Origin of the sequence: Pisciglobus halotolerans, assembly GCF_900113675.1 — a bacterium.
Classification (GTDB): domain Bacteria; phylum Bacillota; class Bacilli; order Lactobacillales; family Carnobacteriaceae; genus Pisciglobus; species Pisciglobus halotolerans.
Map to the genome: position 1 here is coordinate 21,125 of NZ_FOQE01000011.1, position 22,572 is coordinate 43,696.

Annotated in this window: 20 protein-coding genes; 18 read left to right on the forward strand and 2 right to left on the reverse strand. The window is 37.8% G+C overall.

The window, feature by feature from the left end:
* Positions 1–107 precede the first annotated feature (107 nt).
* From pyrH to BM057_RS05440, 13 genes are all read left to right on the forward strand, one after another.
* On the forward strand, positions 108–836 hold the full coding sequence (gene pyrH, locus BM057_RS05375; RefSeq protein WP_047389964.1) for a UMP kinase: 729 nt from the start codon (positions 108–110) through the stop codon (positions 834–836).
* Positions 833–1,390, forward strand: coding sequence for a ribosome recycling factor (gene frr / locus BM057_RS05380; RefSeq protein WP_092092003.1), 558 nt, complete (start codon positions 833–835; stop codon positions 1,388–1,390). Before pyrH ends, frr begins: the two co-directional genes overlap by 4 nt.
* A 439-nt stretch (positions 1,391–1,829) precedes the next feature.
* A complete protein-coding gene (locus BM057_RS05390; RefSeq protein ID WP_245741818.1) occupies positions 1,830–2,591 on the forward strand; it encodes an undecaprenyl pyrophosphate synthase in 762 nt (253 codons plus the stop codon).
* 25 nt (positions 2,592–2,616) lie between these two features.
* Positions 2,617–3,402 carry a phosphatidate cytidylyltransferase gene (locus BM057_RS05395; protein WP_047389960.1) on the forward strand — a complete coding sequence of 262 codons (786 nt, stop codon included), beginning with the start codon at positions 2,617–2,619 and terminating at the stop codon, positions 3,400–3,402.
* Positions 3,403–3,581: 179 nt separating this feature from the next.
* Entirely contained in the window at positions 3,582–4,850 is a 1,269-nt protein-coding gene (rseP, locus tag BM057_RS05400; protein WP_245741820.1) for an RIP metalloprotease RseP, read from the forward strand.
* A gap of 112 nt (positions 4,851–4,962) precedes the next feature.
* The gene (locus tag BM057_RS05405; protein ID WP_092092007.1) at positions 4,963–9,300 is read left to right on the forward strand and encodes a PolC-type DNA polymerase III; all 4,338 of its coding nucleotides are present in this window, start codon (positions 4,963–4,965) and stop codon (positions 9,298–9,300) included.
* Between the two features lie 197 nt (positions 9,301–9,497).
* A complete protein-coding gene (gene rimP / locus BM057_RS05410) occupies positions 9,498–9,971 on the forward strand; it encodes a ribosome maturation factor RimP (protein WP_047389957.1) in 474 nt (157 codons plus the stop codon).
* A gap of 30 nt (positions 9,972–10,001) precedes the next feature.
* Complete coding sequence (gene nusA, locus BM057_RS05415) at positions 10,002–11,288, forward strand: transcription termination factor NusA (protein ID WP_047389956.1); 1,287 nt, start codon at positions 10,002–10,004, stop codon at positions 11,286–11,288.
* Positions 11,289–11,301: 13 nt separating this feature from the next.
* Positions 11,302–11,586, forward strand: a complete 285-nt coding sequence (gene rnpM, locus BM057_RS05420; protein WP_047389955.1) for an RNase P modulator RnpM — start codon at positions 11,302–11,304, stop codon at positions 11,584–11,586.
* Positions 11,583–11,888 (forward strand): YlxQ-related RNA-binding protein, encoded by a 306-nt coding sequence (locus BM057_RS05425; protein WP_047389954.1) that lies wholly within the window; start codon positions 11,583–11,585, stop codon positions 11,886–11,888. Before rnpM ends, BM057_RS05425 begins: the two co-directional genes overlap by 4 nt.
* A 14-nt stretch (positions 11,889–11,902) precedes the next feature.
* On the forward strand, positions 11,903–14,284 hold the full coding sequence (infB, locus tag BM057_RS05430) for a translation initiation factor IF-2 (RefSeq protein WP_092092009.1): 2,382 nt from the start codon (positions 11,903–11,905) through the stop codon (positions 14,282–14,284).
* Positions 14,285–14,305: 21 nt separating this feature from the next.
* A complete protein-coding gene (gene rbfA, locus BM057_RS05435) occupies positions 14,306–14,653 on the forward strand; it encodes a 30S ribosome-binding factor RbfA (RefSeq protein WP_047389952.1) in 348 nt (115 codons plus the stop codon).
* Positions 14,654–14,812: 159 nt separating this feature from the next.
* Positions 14,813–15,388: a YetF domain-containing protein gene (locus BM057_RS05440; protein ID WP_047389951.1), complete on the forward strand. Its 576-nt coding sequence runs from the start codon at positions 14,813–14,815 to the stop codon at positions 15,386–15,388.
* Positions 15,389–15,674: 286 nt separating this feature from the next.
* Here BM057_RS05440 and BM057_RS05445 read toward each other — a convergent pair whose 3' ends face one another.
* Together BM057_RS05445 and BM057_RS12030 are read right to left on the reverse strand one after the other, a co-directional pair.
* Positions 15,675–16,277 carry a DegV family protein gene (locus BM057_RS05445; RefSeq protein WP_281246057.1) on the reverse strand — a complete coding sequence of 201 codons (603 nt, stop codon included), beginning with the start codon at positions 16,275–16,277 and terminating at the stop codon, positions 15,675–15,677.
* A complete protein-coding gene (locus tag BM057_RS12030) occupies positions 16,243–16,515 on the reverse strand; it encodes a DegV family protein (protein ID WP_281246058.1) in 273 nt (90 codons plus the stop codon). Before BM057_RS12030 ends, BM057_RS05445 begins: the two co-directional genes overlap by 35 nt.
* 257 nt (positions 16,516–16,772) lie before the next feature.
* Between BM057_RS12030 and truB the strand changes: the two genes are divergently transcribed.
* The 5 genes from truB to dnaK all read left to right on the forward strand — a co-directional run bounded on the left by truB (position 16,773) and on the right by dnaK (position 22,460).
* Entirely contained in the window at positions 16,773–17,714 is a 942-nt protein-coding gene (gene truB, locus BM057_RS05450; protein ID WP_092092011.1) for a tRNA pseudouridine(55) synthase TruB, read from the forward strand.
* Positions 17,701–18,645: a riboflavin biosynthesis protein RibF gene (gene ribF / locus BM057_RS05455; RefSeq protein WP_092092013.1), complete on the forward strand. Its 945-nt coding sequence runs from the start codon at positions 17,701–17,703 to the stop codon at positions 18,643–18,645. Before truB ends, ribF begins: the two co-directional genes overlap by 14 nt.
* Before the next feature lie 277 nt (positions 18,646–18,922).
* Positions 18,923–19,966 carry a heat-inducible transcriptional repressor HrcA gene (gene hrcA / locus BM057_RS05460; RefSeq protein ID WP_092092015.1) on the forward strand — a complete coding sequence of 348 codons (1,044 nt, stop codon included), beginning with the start codon at positions 18,923–18,925 and terminating at the stop codon, positions 19,964–19,966.
* Between the two features lie 14 nt (positions 19,967–19,980).
* Positions 19,981–20,559, forward strand: coding sequence for a nucleotide exchange factor GrpE (gene grpE, locus BM057_RS05465; RefSeq protein ID WP_092092017.1), 579 nt, complete (start codon positions 19,981–19,983; stop codon positions 20,557–20,559).
* A gap of 65 nt (positions 20,560–20,624) precedes the next feature.
* Positions 20,625–22,460 (forward strand): molecular chaperone DnaK, encoded by a 1,836-nt coding sequence (dnaK, locus tag BM057_RS05470; protein WP_092092019.1) that lies wholly within the window; start codon positions 20,625–20,627, stop codon positions 22,458–22,460.
* Positions 22,461–22,572 lie beyond the last annotated feature (112 nt).

Consider the following 22,572-nt stretch of genomic DNA (forward strand, 5'->3'; position numbering starts at 1 on the left):
TTTAGCTACATAAAAAAGAAACCTTTGTTCATTTCGATGATTTTCAATGAAGTTTAAGGAAGAGTATGATAAAATAGTTTAGGAAAGCGCAATGGAGGGAAATAATAATGAACGAACCTAAGTATAAACGAATCGTGTTGAAATTAAGTGGTGAAGCTTTAGCAGGAGACTCTGGTTTTGGGATCCAACCACCGACTATCCAACAGATTTGTAAAGAAATCAAAGAAGTCCATGACCTTGGAATAGAGATTGCTATTGTTGTAGGCGGCGGTAACATCTGGCGCGGACAAGTCGGTTCTGAGATGGGGATGGAACGTGCACAAGCTGATTACATGGGCATGCTGGCAACAGTGATGAATGCATTGGCTTTGCAAGACTGTCTTGAAAACGAAGGCGTACCGACGCGTGTACAAACTTCCATTGAAATGAGACAAATCGCTGAACCTTATATCAGAAGAAAAGCGATGCGCCACCTAGAAAAAGGGAGAGTCGTTATTTTTGCAGGCGGAACAGGGAATCCTTATTTCTCTACAGATACTACTTCTGCTTTGCGTGCGGCTGAAATTGATGCAGATGTGATTTTAATGGCAAAAAATAATGTGGATGGTATTTATTCTGCTGATCCAAAAGTGGACAAAGAAGCCATTAAATTTGATGAATTGACACACCTTGAAATCATTAATAAGGGACTTCAAGTAATGGATACAACAGCGAGTTCTTTAAGCATGGACAACGATATTCCGCTTGTTGTGTTCAATTTGAATGAACCTGGAAACATCAAACGAGTTGCATTAGGAGAAACGATTGGGACAACTGTTAGGGGGAAAGCAAAATGAGTGAACAATTATTAAAAGAAACAAAAGAAAGAATGCAAAAAACAGAACTAGCTTTACAGCGGGAATTGGGCGCTATTCGTGCTGGAAGAGCAAATGCTAGCTTATTAGACCGTATCCAAGTTGAATACTATGGAGCTCCGACACCTTTGAACCAGCTGGCACAAATTTCTATACCTGAACCAAGAATGTTGATGATCACACCTTATGACAAATCATCTATCAAAGAAATTGAAAGAGCGATTTTGCAAAGCGATATCGGAATCAGCCCATCTAGTGATGGAAATGTGGTTCGTTTAGTGATTCCTCAATTGACGACTGAAAGACGTAAAGAATTAGCCAAAGAAGTAGGCAAAGATTCTGAAAACGCAAAAATTTCTATTCGTAATATTCGTCGAGATGCAATGGATGCATTGAAAAAATCAGAGAAAAACGGAGACATTACAGAAGATGACCTGCGTCACTATGAATCTGATGTTCAAGATTTAACAAACAAAAGTGTTGCGAATATCGATGCTATTTCAGCTGAAAAAGAAAAAGAAATTTTGGATGTTTAATCCCATTATCCAAACAGATGAAGGTCTTTTTCAATAAGGAAAGATAGAGATAACAATATTTTAAGCAAACCCAAAAATATACATCCTTTACCGAAACGGCAGAAGTGTCTATGCTATAAAAAGAGTTGGAGCTGGGATCAACATTCCCAGCTCTTTCTTTTTGATGTCACTGATTCAGCTATTTCAAAAGAAGGGGCTGTGGTCATTTAATGTCTATCCTCAAAAACTGTTTAGGATAAAAAAGATTCAGCTGAACGAGCAAAGCTACATATTTTCGAAAAAATATAAGCAGCATTCTAGGATAGATCTAAAAAATGAAGCTTCCTTTACTTTACCTAAAATAAAATTTTCCTTAAATAAATAGGTTTTTAGTCAGCGATTTGCTACAATAGTTTCAGTAAGTTCGAATGGAAGGACGGTATGTATTAAAGTGAAGGAGATCAATAACATAGAAAGCCGAACAGAGGATGCAAAAGAATATTTTGATGCAACTGGGCTGATTCCTGAACACGTTGCTATCATCATGGATGGCAACGGACGTTGGGCTAAGAAAAGACAATTAAAGCGGTCAGCGGGCCATAAAGCGGGAATGGATCAGGTGAAAACAATCGCTAAACATGCCTCAAAGAGAGGCGTAAAAGTGCTGACGCTATATGCTTTCTCAACTGAAAATTGGAAAAGACCTTTAAATGAAGTCAATTATTTAATGCAATTACCTGTTGATTTCTTTAGCTCTTTCATGCCAGAGATCATGGAAGCTGACATTAAAGTGATGATGATCGGTCATCCGTCTGATTTGCCTAAAAAAACGCGAAAAGTGATGGAAAAGGCAATAGAAGAAACAAAAGACAACAATGGAATGGTTTTAAACTTTGCAGTCAACTATGGGGGACGCAAAGAGATTTTAGATGCTGTCAAAGAAATTGCGATCATGGTAGAAAAAGGCGCATTAAAAGCCGATAAAATCAATGAAAAAGTTTTTGAAGAACATTTGATGACTTCTTCGCTCAGTGAGCAGCAAAATGTTGATTTGATGATCCGGACAAGCGGAGAAGAAAGATTAAGCAACTTTTTGTTATGGCAAAATGCTTATAGTGAATTTCATTTCTCTTCTCTTCTATGGCCAGATTTTGGTGAAGTTGACTTTGATGAAGCTTTAAGGATTTATCAAAAGCGAAACAGAAGATTTGGCGGTTTGTAAGATAGGAAATGAGGAGGATATGTAATTGAAACAAAGAGTGATCACAGCTCTTGTTATGGCTGCAATTTTTATACCGGTAGTCTATGCAGGTTCATGGCTGTTAGAGATCGTCATGGTTCTATTAGCTATTGTCGGCTTATTTGAACTATATAGAATGAAAGAACAAAAATTATTTTCAGTAGAAGGGGTATTATCGATAGCAGCATTATTAGTGATGTTGCTGCCTGAATTTTTTGATCGTTTTTTACCTAAACAATTTACAACTGTTATGGTGGTCTATTTATTAGCCATTGTATTATTGATCTGTACGGTTTTTTCAAAAAATCGTTTCTCTTTTGATCATGCCGGATTTTCAGTTTTAAGCGTTATTTATGTTGGTTTTGGCTTCAGGTCTCTTTTACTGACAAGAGAAACAGGTCTACAGCTGTTGATCCTAGTTCTGATTACGATTTGGACAACTGATATCTGTGCGTATCTTTTTGGAAGAAAAATCGGGAAACATAAGTTAGCACCAAATATCAGTCCTAATAAAACAATAGAAGGTTTTGTAAGTGGAACGATGATGGCAGTGATCATAGCATCGATTTACTTAATGTATTTTCCACTTGATCAATCTTTTCTTTTTTCTATTTTTATCATGGCTATAATTTCGGTTATTGGTCAACTTGGAGACTTAGTTGAATCTGCTTTTAAACGTTACTATGGTGTAAAAGATTCGGGAAATATTTTCCCAGGCCATGGTGGCGTATTAGATCGTTTCGATAGTCTGCTTTTTGTTTCTCCTATTCTATATTTAGTAGGATTGATTTAACAAAAAACAATACGTATATTTTTTATAATGAACAAGACAGGTTTTTGTTTTAGGTACCAGCCTGTCTTTTTTTCATGCCTTATGAGGCCAAGCTATCTAGTCATAGAAGTCTGGGTATGTTAGAATAGTTTGTATTGAAAAAGACAAAGAGCGGGAAATAAGTAAGGGGTAAAGAAATGATTAAAACAATTCTGACGTTTTTGATTGTCTTTAGTATTTTAGTGATTTTTCATGAATTTGGACACTATTACTTTGCAAAAAAATCAGGGATACTGGTCAGAGAATTTGCGTTAGGGATGGGTCCTAAACTTTTTTCTTACCGAAAAAATCAAACGACTTTTACCGTTAGGATGTTACCACTAGGCGGTTATGTCCGAATGGCAGGTTATGAAGAAGAAAGCGAATTACGTCCAGGAACACCGGTTGGTTTAGTGTTAAATGATCAAAATGAAGTGATCAAAATCAACTTAAACCAGAAAAAGCCGCTACTGAATGCAGCTCCATTAGAAGTTACTTCAGCTGATTTAGAAAAAACATTGGTAATAGAAGGATATTTAGCAGGAAACAATGATGATTTTGTTCGTTACAACGTTAAGAAAGATGCTTTGATCATTGAAGAAGATGGTACAGAAGTCCAAATTGCTCCAATAGACGTGCAATTCCAATCAGCCAGCTTACCACAAAGGATGATGACAAACTTTGCAGGTCCGATGAACAATCTGATTTTAGCAATCGTGGTTTTTATCATCTTTGCTTTTGTACAAGGCGGTGTTTATTCTTCAGATAGTCAGATAGGAGAAGTGATGCCAAATAGTCCTGCAGAAGAAGTCGGATTAACAAAAGGCGATCTCGTTACGGCAATTAATGGAACCGAAGTGGGAGATTGGCAAAAAATGGTTTCTATAATCCAAAAAAATCCTGATAAGGAAATCACATTATCTGTCGAGCACGAATCAGGAGAGATGGAAGAAGTGCAGATCACACCTGAAGCCGGACAAACAACGGACGGTGAAAAAACAGGTATGATTGGTGTCCAAGCAATGATGAAAACGGGATTTTTCGATAAAATCGTTTTTGGTTTTTCTCAAACTTGGATGGTCATTACGTCGATTCTATCTGTTTTAGGATCAATGTTTACAAAAGGATTTTCAGTTGATATGTTTGGCGGACCAGTGGCGATTTACGCTACCACAGAAACAGTTGTCTCAGCTGGATTGTTAGGGATCTTAAACTGGATGGCCTTTTTGAGTATCAACTTGGGAATCGTCAACCTTTTGCCTATACCGGCATTAGATGGCGGAAAACTAGTGTTAAATGTCATTGAAGGCGTAAGAGGTAAACCATTAAGTGAAGAAAAAGAAGGATTGGTGACCTTAATCGGAGCTGGCTTGTTAGTCGTTCTAATGGTTTTGGTTACTTGGAATGACATCCAAAGATACTTCTTTTAAGAAAGCAGTAAGAGAGTCAAAGCATGGAAAGAAAGGAGTAGAAGGAGTTCAAACAAGTTGTCACTGCTTGTCTGTACTCCTTTTATTCTTTTGAAAAGGAAGGGAGCCGTTTATGAGTTTAAATCAGGAAGAAATGTTTCAACGCTTGCTTGAGCAAATCGGCTTGAATCATCACGAAACACATGGGTCTTATTTAGAAAAGGGAAAAGTCCAAAAAGTAACGGTGCACAAACAATCTAAAGTTTGGCAATTTGCATTGGAGTTTCCCGATATATTGCCTTTTGAGGTCTACCAAAACTTATCACAGCATTTACAGATGGCATTTAAATCCATTGCTGCAGTAGATACAGTCATTCAAGCTGATCAACCAGAAATCACAGTTGAGAAAATTGAACAGTATTGGTCTTCGGCCGTTAAGAGGAGTGGTGTATCTTCGCCTATTTGCGATAAGCCATTTCGAGATCAATTTCCTATTGTTGATCAACATAAAATCAAGTTCTATGTAGAAAACGATGTCGTTCAGCATCACCTAAAGAACCAATATCTTCCGCCAGTTGAAAAAGCTTATCAAGACTTTGGGTTTCCTCGTTTTACAATCGATCCAATCATAGATGAAGCAACTTATACTCAAAAAATGACAGAGTTTCAGGCTAAGAAGGAAGAAGCCGAATTACTACTAGCCAAACAAGCTAGCGAAAACATTCAAAAAGCTGAACTAGAAAGAAAAGCAGCACCGGAAACAGAAGCTTTTTCTGGTCCAGTCGTCTTAGGAAGAAAAATAGCTGCAAATGAAGAAATCAAACAAATGGCCGATATTATAGAAGAAGAAAGAAGAGTCACGATCGAAGGATATGTTTTTGATGTAGAAGTAAGAGATTTACGTTCCGGCAGACAGATTCTAGTCATGAAAATCACTGATTATACATCTTCTTTTTCGATCAAAAAGTTTTCTAATTCGCCAGAAGACGAAGCCGCATTTGCAGCGATCAAAAAAGGTATGTGGTTCAAAGTAAGAGGCAGTATTCAAGAAGATACGTATATGCGTGATCTCGTTATGAATGTTCAAGACATGACTGAAGTAAGCCATGAAGAACGCAAAGACAATATGCCTGGGGATAGTAAGAGAGTTGAGTTGCATACACATAGTAATATGAGTCAAATGGATGCTACAAATACGATTACCGACTTAGTTTCTCAAGCTGCTAGATGGGGCCATCCTGCTATTGCGATCACTGATCATGCTGGTGCACAAGCATTTCCTGAAGCCTACCAAGCTGGCCAATCAAATGGGATCAAAGTGCTTTATGGGATTGAAGCAAATGTGGTCGATGATGGTGTTCCAATCGCTTATCAACCAAAACATCTCTTATTAGATGAAGCAACTTATGTGGTTTTTGACGTTGAAACAACTGGTCTTTCAGCTGTTTATGATAAGATCATTGAATTGTCGGCTGTAAAGATGTATAAAGGGAACATCACAGAACAATTTGAAGAATTTATTGATCCTGGTCACCCATTGTCCCAAACGACGATCAATTTGACTGGCATTACGGATGAAATGGTTAGAGGATCTAAAACAGAGCAAGAAGTCTTGCAAGCTTTTAAGAAATTCGCAGAAGGTTCTGTTTTGGTTGCTCATAACGCAAGTTTTGATATGGGATTTTTAAACACAGGAAACATCCGACATGGTATGCCGGAAGCTGAAAACCCAGTTATCGATACCTTAGAATTATCCCGATTTTTACATCCTCAGTTCAAGAGCCATCGTTTGAACACTTTGGCCAAACGATATAATATCACACTGGAGCAACATCACCGAGCCATTTTTGACTCCGAGACCACTGCACAGCTTTGCTGGGTATTTTTGAAGGAAGCAAATGAAGATCATGGCATCACTTATCATGATCAACTAAACGATTATATGGGCGAAGGGGATGCTTATAAAAAAGCGCGCCCTTTTCATGCTACGATCATGGCCACAACTCAAGCAGGTTTAAAAAACTTATTCAAGCTTATTTCTCTATCTAATGTTCAATATTTTTACAGAGCTCCTCGCATTCCGCGTTCAGAGTTAAATCATTACCGAGAAGGTTTGATCATTGGTTCTGCTTGCAGTAGTGGAGAAGTTTTTGAAGCAATGATGCAAAAAGGGTATGAAGAAGCTAAGAAAAAAGCAAAGTTCTATGACTATATCGAAATTATGCCTAAACCTGTTTATGCCCCTTTAATTGAACAAGAATTGGTGAAAAATGAAAAAGATTTGGAAGAAATCATTCAAAATCTGATTCAAATTGGAGAAGAATTAGATATCCCGGTAACTGCTACTGGTAACGTCCATTACTTAAATCCTGAAGATAGTATTTACCGCAAAGTTCTGGTCAATTCTTTAGGAGGAGCTTCCGAATTGAATCGGGCATCTTTGCCAAAAGTTCATTTCAGAACAACAGATGAAATGTTGGAAGAGTTTAGCTTTTTAGATGAAGAGAAAGCTTTTGAAGTGGTTGTAAAAAACACACAAAAAGTTGCTGAAATGATCAATGGTGAAATAACGCCTGTCAAAACAGACTTGTATACGCCAAAAATTGAAGGATCAGAAGAAGAAATCAAACAGTTAAGCTATGATGAAGCCCACCGTCTTTATGGAGATCCATTGCCGGAAATCATCGAAAAACGTCTGGAAAAAGAATTGAACAGTATTATTGGGAACGGGTTCTCAGTTATTTACTTGATTTCGCAAAAATTGGTGCACAAGAGCGTATCAGATGGGTACTTAGTTGGTTCTCGAGGATCTGTGGGTTCGAGCCTGGTCGCAACTATGACAGGGATCACAGAAGTTAATCCTATGCCGCCTCATTATCGCTGTCCTGATTGCAAATATTCGGAGTTCTTTACAGACGGATCTGTGGGATCAGGCTTTGATCTTCCAGACAAGGAATGCCCAAAGTGCGGCGCACCGCTGTATAAAGATGGGCATGATATTCCGTTTGAAACCTTTTTAGGCTTTAATGGAGACAAGGTTCCCGATATCGATCTAAACTTTTCGGGAGATTACCAGGCAAACGCACATAATTATACAAAAGTGCTATTTGGAGAAGAGTATGTTTATCGTGCGGGAACCATCAGTACGGTAGCCGATCGAACAGCTTTTGGCTACGTCAAAGGTTATGAGCGTGACTACAATTTAAATCTACGCGCTGCAGAGATTGATCGTCTCGCCAAAGGTTCTTCTGGTGTTAAAAAGACAACTGGCCAACATCCGGGCGGAATCATCGTTATTCCTGATTATATGGATGTTTACGACTTTACACCGGTGCAGTTCCCAGCAGATGATCAAGCAGCTGAATGGAAAACAACTCATTTTGATTTCCATTCTATTCACGATAATATCTTAAAACTTGATATTCTAGGCCATGATGACCCTACTGTGATTCGGATGCTGCAAGACTTATCAGGTATCGATCCAAAAACAATTCCTACTGATGATCCTGAAGTGATGAAAATTTTTCAAGGTACTGAAGTATTGGGGGTCACTGCTGATCAAATCCAATCTAACACCGGTACTTTAGGGATCCCTGAATTTGGAACACGTTTTGTCCGAGGTATGTTGGAACAAACACGACCAAATACCTTTGCTGAGCTGCTGCAAATTTCGGGCTTATCCCATGGAACAGACGTCTGGTTAGGCAATGCTGAAGAGTTGATTCGAGAACGAGATATTCCTCTTTCTGAAGTAATCGGTTGTCGGGATGATATAATGGTCTATCTTATCCATAATGGTTTGGAGAGCAGCCTAGCATTTAAGATCATGGAACATGTTCGTAAAGGAAAAGGGATACCGGATGATTGGCAAGTTGAGATGCGGAATGAACAGATTCCTGAGTGGTATATTGAATCTTGTTTGAAAATTAAATATATGTTCCCTAAAGCCCACGCTGCAGCGTATGTTTTGATGGCCTTGCGGGTCGCTTATTTTAAAGTTCATTTTCCTATCCTATACTATTGTGCCTACTTCTCTGTTCGTGCTAATGATTTTGACTTAGTAGCGATGGTAAAAGGAAAAGAAAGTATCAAAGCTAGAATGAAAGAAATAAATGATAAGGGCCTTGATGCTTCTACGAAAGAAAAAAATATGCTGACTGTTCTGGAATTGGCTAATGAGATGGTTGAACGCGGGTTTGAATTTAAAATGATCGACCTTGAAAAATCAGATGCAAGGAACTTTGTTATTGAGGGACGTTCTTTGATTGCCCCATTTAGAGCTGTTCCGAGTCTTGGGCAAAACGTAGCAAATCAAATTGTAGCTGCACGTGAAGATCAATCTTTTCTTTCGAAAGAAGATTTAGCCAAAAGAGGGAAAGTATCAAAAACGGTGATTGAATACATGAGCGAGAATGGTGTACTGGATGGGATGCCAGATGAAAACCAACTTTCTTTATTTGATATGCTTTAACCTAAAAGCAAATTCATTCTTCATTTGACAATTTTCCAACAACGAAGTGACATGATTACCAACCTACGTTTATTTGCGTATCCTTGCATTTTATGTTAAACTTTTTACTGTAATCAGATAATCGAAGGGGGAGTGAGCGGCAACGCTCACTCTTTTTAAGGCATAAAATTCGAGCATCTATTAAGGAGGGGTTCAACTTGAGCAGTATCGTTGAGAAAGTAAGTGAAGTTGTGGAGCCGATCACTACAGAAATGCATTACGAGTTAGTAGATATTGAATATGTAAAAGAAGGGAAAAACTGGTTTTTACGTGTATATATTGACAAACCGAGTGGCATTACTTTAGAAGATTGTGCTGAAGTGAGTGAAAAAGTGAGTGAAAAACTAGATCAAATCAAACCTGATCCTTTTCCGCATGCTTACTTTTTAGAGGTTTCTTCACCAGGAGCAGAAAGACCATTAAAGAAAGAAGAAGATTATCAGAATGCTCTTGGAAAAACGATCAATATTTCTTTATATGAACCTGTAGAAGGTGAGAAAATCTACGAAGGGGTACTTGAAGAAATAACGGAAAGCTCGCTTACTTTAAGTATTCGTATAAAAACAAGAACAAAAGAAATGACGTTTGATCGTAAAAAAATCGCAAAAGCCCGATTGGCTATTGTATTTTAGAAAACTAAAATTGAATAGGGGAGAAAAAGAATGAGCAAAGAAATGCTGCATGCTCTTGACGAATTAGAAAAAGAAAAAGGAATCTCTAAAGAAGTAGTCATCGATGCATTGGAAGCTGCATTAGTATCTGCTTACAAACGGAACTATGGACAAGCTCAAAACGTGGAAGTTCAGTTCGATCCTAAAAAAGGAAATATCCATGTCTATGCAGTAAAAGAAGTTGTTGATGTTGTCTATGATTCTCGTTTAGAAGTTGATATCAAAGATGCTTTAGAGTTAAACAAAGCATACGAAATTGGAGACATGATCCGATTCGAAGTTACACCAAAAAACTTCGGACGTATTGCTGCTCAAACTGCAAAACAAGTCATTATGCAACGGGTACGTGAAGCTGAAAGAAACATTATTTATAATGAGTACATCCAGTATGAAAATGATATTATGCAAGGAATCGTTGAACGACAAGATAACCGCTATATTTATGTCAACTTAGGCAAAATCGAAGCAGTGTTGTCCAAACAAGAACAGATTCCTAATGAAGTTTATCATCCACATGATAGAATAAAGGTGTATGTAACAAAGGTAGAAAACACGTCTAAAGGTCCTCAAGTGTTTGTTAGCCGTAGCCATCCGAACTTATTAAAACGATTGTTTGAACAAGAAGTTCCTGAAATTTATGATGGTATCGTTGAAATCATATCTGTTGCTCGTGAAGCAGGCGATCGGGCAAAAGTCGCAGTAACTTCGCGTGATCCAAATGTTGACCCTGTTGGAACTTGTGTTGGACCAAAAGGGCAACGTGTACAGGCGATCGTTAACGAGTTGAAGGGCGAAAATATGGATATCGTTGAATGGAGCGAAGATCCGGCAGCTTATATCGCTAATGCCCTAAACCCTGCAAAAGTTGTAGATGTTACTTTTAATGAAGAAGCAGGAAGCTGCTTAGTTGTTGTGCCTGACTACCAATTATCTCTAGCCATTGGTAAAAGAGGACAAAATGCTCGTCTAGCTGCAAAATTGACTGGCTATAAAGTGGATATCAAATCTGAATCAGATATGGAAGATACTCAAGCTGTCGATTCAGAATTAGAAACGTTAGCAGCACAACATACAGAAGACTATGTTGCAGATGTTGAAGAAATCAGAGATATGGAAAATACGATAGATATTGAACAAATTCCTCAAGAATTAGAAGACCAAATGCGCCAACCTGGTGATCCAGTGATGGATGCTGATTATGAAGAAGGAGAACTTTCTTCCGAAGATGTGGAAGAAGAAATTGAGTCAGCTGAAGAAAGAGACGCTAAAAACGAATAGTGAGGTGACTTCAATGGCAAAACGAAAAATTCCTATGCGTAAATGTGTTGTTTCAAATGAAATGAAACCAAAAAAAGAAATGCTTAGAATCGTAAAAGATAAAGAAGGAAACGTTCAAATGGATCCTTCAGGAAAACTGCCGGGAAGAGGCGCTTATGTATCGATCGAACCGGAAGTTGTTCAGAAAGCATGGGATAACAAAACATTGGACAAAGTATTTGGAACAACACTGGATGATGAATTTTATCAACAGTTATTGGATTATGTCGCCCATCAAAAGGCGCGGATGAGCTTATGAACAATCAACAAAAAGTTTTGAATCTTCTAGGCCTAGCTACAAGAGCTGGCAAGTGTATAACAGGAGAAGAACTTACATTAAAAAAAGTTCGTTCTAAAGAAGCAAAAATTGTTTTTATTGCTTCAGATGCAAGCAGCAATACAAACAAAAAAATTTCGGATAAATGTCATTATTACGACATACCCTATTTTTCTGATTTCAGCCAAAGCGAACTGAGTCAGGCCATAGGTAAAAAACGAACGATTGTCAGTATCATAGATAATGGCTTTGCGAAAAAAATCCGAGAATTATTATCAATTTAACGGAGGGTGATTGCATGGCTAAAAAAAGAGTATATGAATATGCGAAAGAGAAAAATATCTCAAGTAAAGATGTCATCAATGAAGCAAAAAAAATGGATATCCATTTTAATACCCATATGTCTGCAATGGAAGACAATCAAATTTCAGCATTAAACAACGTTTTTTCTTCCAACAAACAAGCAGAAACGAAAAAAGTACCAGAAAAAAATACGTCTGTTTCTCATCAAAATGAAAAGCAGAAAAATAAAGGAGATCATCACATAGATAACGCAAAAAAACAATCCAGAACAAACCAGTCTCATCAAAAAGGAAAAGCAGTCAATAACGAAAAAAAATCTACTTCCACAAACGGAAAAAATAGACAAGCTCAAAACCATAAGCAAAATCAACCTAACAAACAGGCTGATAACAATGGAAGCCGTACGACAAAACAACAAACAAAATCGACTAAACCTGCAAGAGAAAAACGTTCAACTGATCCAACTGTATCAGTAGGAACAGATAAGAAAAAAGCAGGGAACAAACCGTTCCGCAACCGTGGAAGCATGGGAACTCATGGTGGATATAACAAGCGAAAGAAAAAAGGAAAGAAAAATGAATCAAGACCAGTTACACCGCCAGTTCCAAGAAAACAAAGAGAATTACCAGAAACACTTGTTTATTCAGAAGGAATGACCGTTGCTGAAATTGCGAAAAAATTACATCGTGAACCAGCTGAATTGATTAAAAAACTTTTCATGATAGGTGTCGTAGCTACTCAAAACCAAAGTTTAAGCAAAGATGCAATCGAACTATTAGCAGCTGAATATGGTATCGAATCCGAAGAAAAAGTGGAAGTAGATATTTCTGATTTAGATGTTTATTTCAATCAAGAAGTGGATGAATCCAAGCTGGTTGAAAGACCGGCTGTTGTGACGATCATGGGACACGTTGACCATGGGAAAACAACTTTACTTGATACTTTGAGAAATACTAAAGTCAGTGAAGGCGAAGCTGGCGGGATCACTCAACATATCGGTGCTTACCAAATCGAAAAAGATGGTAAAAAAATTACCTTCTTAGACACGCCCGGACATGCTGCTTTTACAACTATGCGTGCTCGTGGTGCGAATGTCACAGATATTGCGATTATTGTCGTTGCTGCTGACGATGGTGTCATGCCGCAAACAGTCGAAGCTATCAATCATGCTAAAGCGGCTGATGTGCCGATTATCGTTGCTGTCAATAAAGTTGACAAACCTAGTGCCAACCCTGATCGTGTGATGCAAGAATTGACAGAATATGGTTTGATTCCTGAAGCTTGGGGCGGAGATACTATTTTTGTTAACATCTCAGCTAAGTTTGGACAAAACCTAGAAGAGTTATTAGAAATGATCTTGCTAGTTGCGGAAGTACAAGAGCTAAAAGCAGATCCTGATCGACTAGCGTTAGGTTCTGTTGTAGAAGCTCGCTTAGACAAGTCAAAAGGACCAATTGCGACTGTTTTGATTCAAGAAGGAACTTTGCGTGTAGGTGACCCAGTCGTTGTGGGAACCACTCATGGTCGTATTCGTGTTATGGTCAATGAAAAAGGTCGTCGTTTGAAGACAGCCGGCCCTTCAACACCTGTTGAAATCACAGGTTTAAATACAGCACCATTAGCTGGAGACCAGCTGGTTGCTTTTGAAGATGAAAAAACGGCTCGTTCTGTGGGAGAAGCCCGTGAAAAACAAGCCATGGCTGAACAACGGACTGCTACTCATCGCGTAACGTTAGATAACTTATTCTCCAGTTTGCAAGAGGGAGAATTGAAAGAAGTTAACGTGATCATCAAAGCAGACGTTCAAGGATCTGTTGAAGCTTTAGCTTCTAGTTTGAATAAAATCGAAGTTGAAGGTGTGCGTATCAAGATCATTCACACAGGAGTAGGGGCCATCAACGAAAGTGATGTAACCTTAGCTGCAGCAAGTAATGCAATCATGATCGGCTTTAACGTACGTCCGACTCCGCAAGCTAAAGTTCAAGCTGATCAAAACGAAGTAGATATTCGTTTGCATCGTATTATCTATAATGTTATCGATGAAATTGAAACGGCTATGAAAGGCATGCTTGACCCTGAATATGAAGAAAAAGTCATCGGTCAAGTTGTTGTTCGTGAAACCTTCACTGTGTCTAAAGTTGGAACGATCGCAGGTGGCTTTGTCACAGATGGTGTGATCAGACGAAATAGCGGCGTTCGATTGATTAGAGATAACATTGTGATCTATGAAGGCGAATTGGCTAGTTTGAAACGATTTAAAGATGATGTAAAAGAAGTTAAGAATGGTTTCGAATGTGGATTAATGATAAAAGACTACAATGATATTAAAGTTGATGATGTCATAGAAGCATACGAAATGGTTGAAATCAAGCGATAATAATGAAAGCAGGGATGACAAATGGCAAATTATAGAACAGGTAGAGTTGCCCATGAAATCCAAAAAGAAGTTAATGACATTATGCGTAAACGCGTACGGGATCCTCGAGTTCAAGATGTGAATATCACGGATGTACGTGTAACAGGCGACCTACAGCAGGCAACGATTTTTTACAGCTTACTTTCTGATAAGGAAGAAGATATTGAAAAAGCACAACTTGGTTTAGAAAAAGCTAAAGGGCTGATTCGTAGGGAGTTAGGACAACGCCTGTCTATTTATAAAACACCTGAGTTAATCTTTGAAAGAGATGCATCAGTTGCTTACGGAAATAGAATAGACGAATTGTTGAGAGACTTAAACAAAGAATAAAAAGAAAAGCTGAGAAGAAAAATTTTACTATCTCAGCTCTTTTTAAATTGTCTAAGAAAATCGTTGTAAATGAAGAGTGGCTAGCTTTCGTCGAAAAGACTTTTTCGATTCATTTTTCTTTTATCTCTAAGTAGCTTAAATGGAAAAGAAGGATAAAGGATGAAATATATGCTTGATTCAATAGCAGAATTTTTTCAAAACATAGAAAAAGATGTCCACTCAAAAGATCTTTTTTTTAGTGGATGGGAAAGCTTGTTACGTGTCATATTGACTACGGTCATGACTTATTTGCTGCTGCTGATTATTTTAAAGTCTTTTGGCAGCCGCAGTGTTTCAAGTTTCAGTGTCTATGATTTAATTACCACGATCACGATCGGTTCAACCATATCTTCAATTTTGGTTTTTGAAGAAGTGACTTTGATCAACGGGATAATAGCTATATTGCTTTTGTTGTTGATTCAATTGATCATCTCAAAACTGACTACTCACTGGCCTAATTTGGCCAATGTGATCAGTCCTTCTCCAAAAGTCGTTTTTCTCAGGGGAGATTTTCTAGAAGAAAACATGAAAAAAGCTCACATCAATAAAGAAGAAATCTTGGCTGCGATACGTTCAGAAGCACAAACGACTTCAGATAAAGTTTATGCCGTTGTTCTAGAAGTTGATGGGACCCTCTCTGTTGTGATGAGCGCAACACCTTCCTATGAAGATGAGATCACTAAGTATTTGAAATAAAAAAAACAGAACTGGTTTTTTTCCAGTTCTGTTTTTTTGGTTCTATCATATTTAACATTGGTCAGTAAAAAACATTTTTTACTGCTAAACTCGTTAGAATCTTATTTCTAGAAATTTCAGTAGCCCATCGACCGGAAGAACTTTATTTACCAATGTTAGAAGAGAAAGAACTGTTTTTTGTAAATCGTTTTGATAATAATTTCATTTACGATCAAAAATTTTCTTTTTTTTAGAAAGCAATAGAAAGAAAAAAACATTTAAATAAACTAAAGACTGACCTACCACGTCAAACAGCACAATAAGATATGGCAAAAGCTTCTTTACCGGCATGAGACATGAGAGTCGGGCTAGCATAGTCAATATAAGAATCAGCTTGCGGAAAGTTTTCTTTTAATTGGGCAATGATTTTTTCGATAAAGGGTGTTAATCCTACATGAGTCACACCAATTTCTTTAACGGAAGATGTTTTCATATGATCTATGAGTGCGTCTACTTTTTTTTGCAGTGTTTTGAGTCCTCTTCCTTTTGTTTCGAGTTCTAACCCAGTATTAGTAACTCTTAACATTAGTTTCATATTGAGCATGGTTGACACTCTTCCCATTACTTTTCCAATTCTTCCACCTTTGATGAGATTTTCTAGGTGTACGATGCCAACATATAATTCACTATTGCTTTTGATGTTTTTGATCGCATGTAGGATTTCTTCAGCAGATTGGCCTTTATTTGCAAGCTCAGCTGCTTTCAGTACTTGAAAGGACAGCGCGCGATCCACTGTACCGCTATCTATCACTGTTACATCAGCTGAAGTCAGTTGGCTAGCTTGTTGAGCTGCCTGAAAAGTTCCGCTTAAATAGCTAGCTGCTAAGATCGCTATAAATAGGACTGCCATCGAATCCGATCTCATTAAACGTTTCTACAAATCGTCCAATAGCAGGTTGCGAAGTTTTAGGCAAGCTTTCACTTTCGCTCATTTTTTGTAAGAATTCAGTTTTATTGATGGTTTCGCCATCATAAAAAATCGTGTTTTCTAACATCACTGATAATGGAACAACAGTGATCTGGTACTGTTCTTGTTCCTCTTTTGAAAGCTGTACAGTTGAATCTGTTAGGATTTTGATCATTGTCATGAATGCCTCCTTCAATTGCTTAAGTCTATCTTTATTTTATCAGAATGATAGGAGAAAAAGTATTTTAAAAAACAACATAACAAAAAATGTTGAAAAAGAAAGAGCAATTAGTTTCTTTTCGTTTAAAGGAATTATGTTATACTAAAAAAGAATGTATTGCCTAGAAATAGCGAAGAACACGTCGTTTTTTGAAACGACTATCCCTATGCAAAGCGATCGATAAAATAGAAGAACGATTAAAGAAGGTAGTGGAACAAATGGAAGGTATTCTCCCGTTATGGAAAGAACGCGGCATGACGAGTCATGATTGTGTTTTTAAATTAAGAAAAATATTGAAGACAAAGAAAGTTGGACATACGGGTACTTTAGATCCAAATGTGGATGGGGTTTTGCCGATCTGTATCGGAAAAGCTACGAAAGTTGCTGAGTATTTAACGAACAGTGGTAAATCGTATATCGGCGAAATCACCATTGGATTTAGCACAACGACTGAAGACAACAGTGGAGATCAAGTAGAACGAAAAGAAGTGTTAGAGGCTCCATCAATTGAGACAGTAGATAAAATGATGATGGAGTTGACTGGCGAGATCGTTCAAGTTCCTCCTCTTTATTCCGCAGTAAAAGTCAACGGAAAAAGACTATATGAATACGCTCGAGCAGGAGAATCAGTTGAACGGCCAGAGCGACGCGCTCATATCTATCGTTTTAAACGTGTTTCTCCCATTCGGTATGATGAAAAAAATAGAACAGCTTCCTGGAGGTTTGAAGTCGATTGCGGCAAAGGAACTTATGTCCGGACATTGGCTGTTGATTTAGGCAGAAAACTCGGCTACCCAGCTCATATGTCTGACTTGACGCGAGTAAAAAGCGGAAGGTTTAATGCAGCTGACTGCTTAACGCTAGAACAAGTTTCTGAGAAAGCATCGGACGGAAATATGGAAGCAGCTTTATTTCCTTTGGAGTATGCTTTAGAAAACATGGAAAGAATCGATATCTCAGCTCAAATGTGGGAAAAAGTAAAAAATGGTGCAGTTTTCTCCATTAACGATTTCATGAGTGGATCATCTTTTCCTTGTGTTTTGTTTTATCAAAATCAAGCCGTCAGCATATATGACAAACACCCTTCGAAAGAAGGTCTCATTAAACCAACAAAAGTTTTACGGACTCAGGTAGAGGAGCAAGAAAATGAACATTATTAAAATGCATCACCCTTATAAAAAAGCAGATATACCAAAGGGAGATATTGTTTTGGCATTAGGTTTCTTTGATGGAGTGCACAAAGGGCATCAACAAGTCATCAAAACAGCTAAGAAGATCGCAAATGAAAAGCAGCTTAAATTGGCGGTCATGACCTTTAATCAACATCCATCTATTGTTTTTAAAAAAGTTCATCCAGAAGAAATCAAATACTTGTCAACGATCGAACGGAAAGAAGAATTGATCGCTGAGTTAGGTGTTGATATTTTATATGAAGTTGATTTTACTTCTTCATTTGCAAGTCTTTCTCCGCAACAATTTGTTGACCAGTATATTGTTGGCCTCCGCGCAAAAGTTGCAGTTGCGGGATTTGATTATACTTTTGGCAAGAAAGAAGTTGCTTCTATGGAACACCTGCCAAGTTATGCACACAACCGCTTTGAAGTTGTAACGGTTGGAGAATTGACAGATCAAGATAAAAAAATCAGTTCAACACGGATTCGTGAAGCAATGGATCAAGGAAGAATGTCTCAGGTCAATGAATTATTGGGATATACGTATGCCGTCCCTGGAGTGGTTATTCATGGTGATGCTCGCGGAAGAACATTAGGTTATCCAACAGCTAATATTGATATTGATTCTAGTATTCGACTGCCAAAAACAGGGGTATACGCAGTAGAAATCAAGATCGGTCAACAATGGCATACAGGAATGGCTTCGATCGGCTACAACATTACATTTGAAACAAATCGCCAACTGACGGTTGAAATAAATATTTTTGATTTTAAAAAAGATATTTATGGTGAACAAGTCATGGTCAAGTGGTATAAGCGGTTAAGGGATGAAAAAAAATTTCCTTCTGTTTCAGCTTTGATCGAGCAGTTAAAGCAGGATGAAAAAGAAACACGACACTTTTTTGAACATTGTCATTAATAGATCAAGATCAAGCGGTAATCAAGAGAGCGTTATTTCTTTTTCTGGATACATTTTTCTTTCACCTAGAAAAATAGTACTCATTGCAGCTGAAGATGATCAGTCTGCTGTATTTGTTAAAACAAAGATGAGAGAACTAAACAAAACAGTTGAAAAATAAAAGTCAATATTAGTCAGAAATATCCTCTTCCGTTATTGACAAGCTAGAGGATATCTGGTAGATTAATAATTGTGTTAGCACTCAATGGCAACAAGTGCTAAAAAGAGGTGATACAATATGTTGACTGAAAGACAGATTTCGATATTAAAATCGATCATCCATCTTTATACAAAGTATGGACAACCGGTTGGGTCGAAAACACTGATTCAGGAATCGAAAATCGCTGCCAGTTCAGCTACCATACGAAACGAAATGGTTCACTTAGAAGAAATGGGCTTTTTAAAAAAGACACATTCTTCTTCTGGAAGAATTCCTTCTATTACTGGTTACCGTTACTACGTTGATTACCTGGTTCATCCGCATAAAGTTGATCCAGAAGACTTAGCCAGCATAAAACAAGCCTTAGAAAACCCTTTTAAGCAAATCGATGAAATCGTGATGACATCTGCAGAAGTTCTTTCTCATTTGACGAGCTACACAGCGATTTCTTTAGGACCTGAGATAAAAGATAGTAAACTGACTGGCTTTCGTTTTGTTCCTTTGAATGAACGTCAATTGATGGTGATCTTGGTCACTGATAAAGGTCATGTAGAAAGTCAAAATTTTACGCTTCCTCAGCAAATGAATCCGTATGAGTTGGAAAAAGTGGTTCGCTTGTTTAATGAAGAGCTAGTAGGAAAGTCATTGATTGAGGTTTTCCGTAGTTTGAAAACGGATGTTCCTGAATTGATTCGTCAACACATCCGAACGGCTGAAAATATGATTGGGCTGTTTGATGATCTGTTTCTAAAAGCAGCAACAGACCGTATTCATATCGAAGGTCGAATGAATATGTTAGACTATTCAAATGACTTAAATATTGAGCAGTTTAAATCTATTTATAGCTTGATGGATGGCAAGCATGACTTGCCGATGCTGCTGGGCAGCAAGCAGGAAGGTATAACGGTTCAAATCGGAAAAGAATTGGACAATGAATTGTTTGAACAGTTCAGTTTGATTTCAGCAGCTTATGAGGTGGAAAATCTCGGTACTGGCGTCATTGCTTTATTAGGGCCAACCAGTATGCCTTATTCAAAAATGATCAGTTTGGTAGGAGTTTTTCAAAAAGAACTATCAAAAAAATTAGAAGCCTATTATCATGATATTGATGATAATAAGTAAAGGAGTTTTGTGCTGTGTCAGATAAAGAAAAAGATCTAGCGGAAGAGCAGATCGAAGAAAAAGATCTGGATCAGAATACTGAAACAGATGAACAAGCAACAGCTGCTTCTGAAGAAGATATTTCTTCAACGGAAACAAAAAACGCAGAAATAGAAGACTTGAAACACGCTTTAGAAGAAAAAGAAGATGCTTATTTGCGTTTGCAAGCTGAGTTGGCTAACATCCAAAAAAGAAATCGCAAAGAGAGAGAAGACGCTGCAAAGTATCGTTCTCAATCATTAGCAAAAGAACTCTTACCTGTTATTGATAATTTGGAAAGAGCTTTGATGATCGAAGTGGATGATGAACAAGGAAAAAGCTTAAAAGCAGGACTGGAAATGGTCATGGAAAGTTTCAAAACTGCTTTGAACAACGAAGGAATCGAAGTTATTGACCCCCTTCATGAGCCATTTGATCCAAACTTCCATCAAGCAGTACAAACGATTCCAACTGAAGAAGACCAGGAAGCTGATACAGTTGTAATGGTCCATCAAAAGGGTTATGCTTTACACGGACGTGTGTTAAGACCTGCGATGGTGGCTGTCGCTCAGTAACAGGATAGAAACAAGCAAGAAAGATTCAAACAAAACGAAAAAAATTAAAAAATGAGGGATTTTAGATGAGTAAAATAATTGGTATTGACTTAGGAACAACAAACTCTGCAGTTGCTGTATTAGAAGGCGGAGAAGCAAAAATTATTGCCAATCCAGAAGGTAACCGTACAACTCCTTCTGTAGTTGCTTTTAAAAATGGTGAAATACAAGTTGGTGAAGTAGCAAAACGCCAAGCAATCACTAACTCAAACACGATTGGTTCAATCAAACGTCACATGGGTGAAGATTACAAAGTTGAAGTAGAAGGCAAAAACTACACACCTCAAGAAATTTCAGCTTACGTTCTTCAATATATCAAAAATTATGCAGAAAGCTATTTAGGCGAAAAAGTAACACAAGCGGTTATTACTGTTCCAGCTTACTTTAATGATGCACAACGTCAAGCAACAAAAGATGCTGGTAAAATTGCTGGTTTAGAAGTAGAACGTATTGTGAATGAACCAACTGCTGCTGCTCTAGCATATGGTTTAGATAAAACAGACAAAGAAGAAAAAATCCTTGTCTTTGACTTAGGTGGCGGTACATTTGACGTATCTATCCTTGAGTTAGGTGACGGAGTATTCGATGTTTTATCAACAGCTGGAGACAATAACCTTGGTGGAGATGACTTTGACAATAAAGTTATTGACTACCTTGTTAGTGAATTCAAAAAAGAAAACGGCATTGACCTTTCAACAGATAAAATGGCTATGCAACGTTTGAAAGACGCTGCAGAAAAAGCGAAAAAAGATTTGTCAGGTGTAACATCTACTCAAATCAGCTTACCGTTTATTACAGCAGGCGAAGCAGGTCCGTTGCACTTAGAAATGAACTTGACACGTGCAAAATTCGACGAATTGACTTATGACTTGGTTGAACGTACAAAACAACCTGTACGTCAAGCTTTGAAAGATGCTGGCGTTTCTCAATCTGAAATTGATGAAGTTATTCTAGTTGGTGGATCTACTCGTATTCCTGCAGTAGTAGAAGCCGTACGTAAAGAAACAGGTAAAGAACCAAACAAATCAGTTAACCCTGACGAAGTTGTTGCAATGGGAGCAGCTATCCAAGGTGGTGTCATTTCTGGTGATGTTAAAGATATCGTCTTGCTAGACGTTACTCCTTTATCATTAGGAATCGAAACAATGGGCGGCGTATTCACAAAATTGATCGACCGCAATACAACGATTCCTACAAGTAAATCACAAGTATTTTCAACAGCTGCAGATAACCAACCTGCCGTTGATGTGCACGTATTACAAGGTGAACGTCCAATGGCTGCTGACAATAAAACATTAGGTCGTTTCCAATTAACGGATATTCCTGCAGCACCACGCGGTGTACCTCAAATCGAAGTAAAATTTGATATCGACAAAAACGGTATTGTAAACGTTAGTGCAAAAGACTTAGGAACGAACAAAGAACAAACGATCACGATCAAATCTTCTTCAGGTCTATCTGATGATGAAATCGATCGTATGGTAAAAGATGCTGAAGCAAATGCTGAAGCAGACAAAGAACGCAAGGAAGAAGTAGAATTACGGAATGAAGTTGACCAATTATTGTTCCAAGTCGACAAGACTTTGGAAGAATTAAAAGGTAAAGTTGACGAAGAAGAAGTTAAAAAAGCAGAAAATGCTCGCGATGAATTGAAAGCTGCTGTTGAAGCTAACAACATTGAAGACATGAAAGCTAAACGTGACGCATTGAATGAAATCGTTCAAGAATTAACCGTTAAGCTTTATGAACAAGCTGCAGCTGCTCAACAACAAGCAGGCGCTTCAGATGAAGCAACAAGTGCAGAAACAGGCAATGATGACTCAGTAGATGCTGATTTTGAAGAAGTAGATGACGACAAATAAGAATCACTTGAAAGACGATGAGTAAAGAAATAGAAGTAAGAAGAAAAAGGCGAGGCACTTGTCCCAGCCTTTTTCTTCACGATATGGCCTGTCTGAATAATAGAATAAGCGT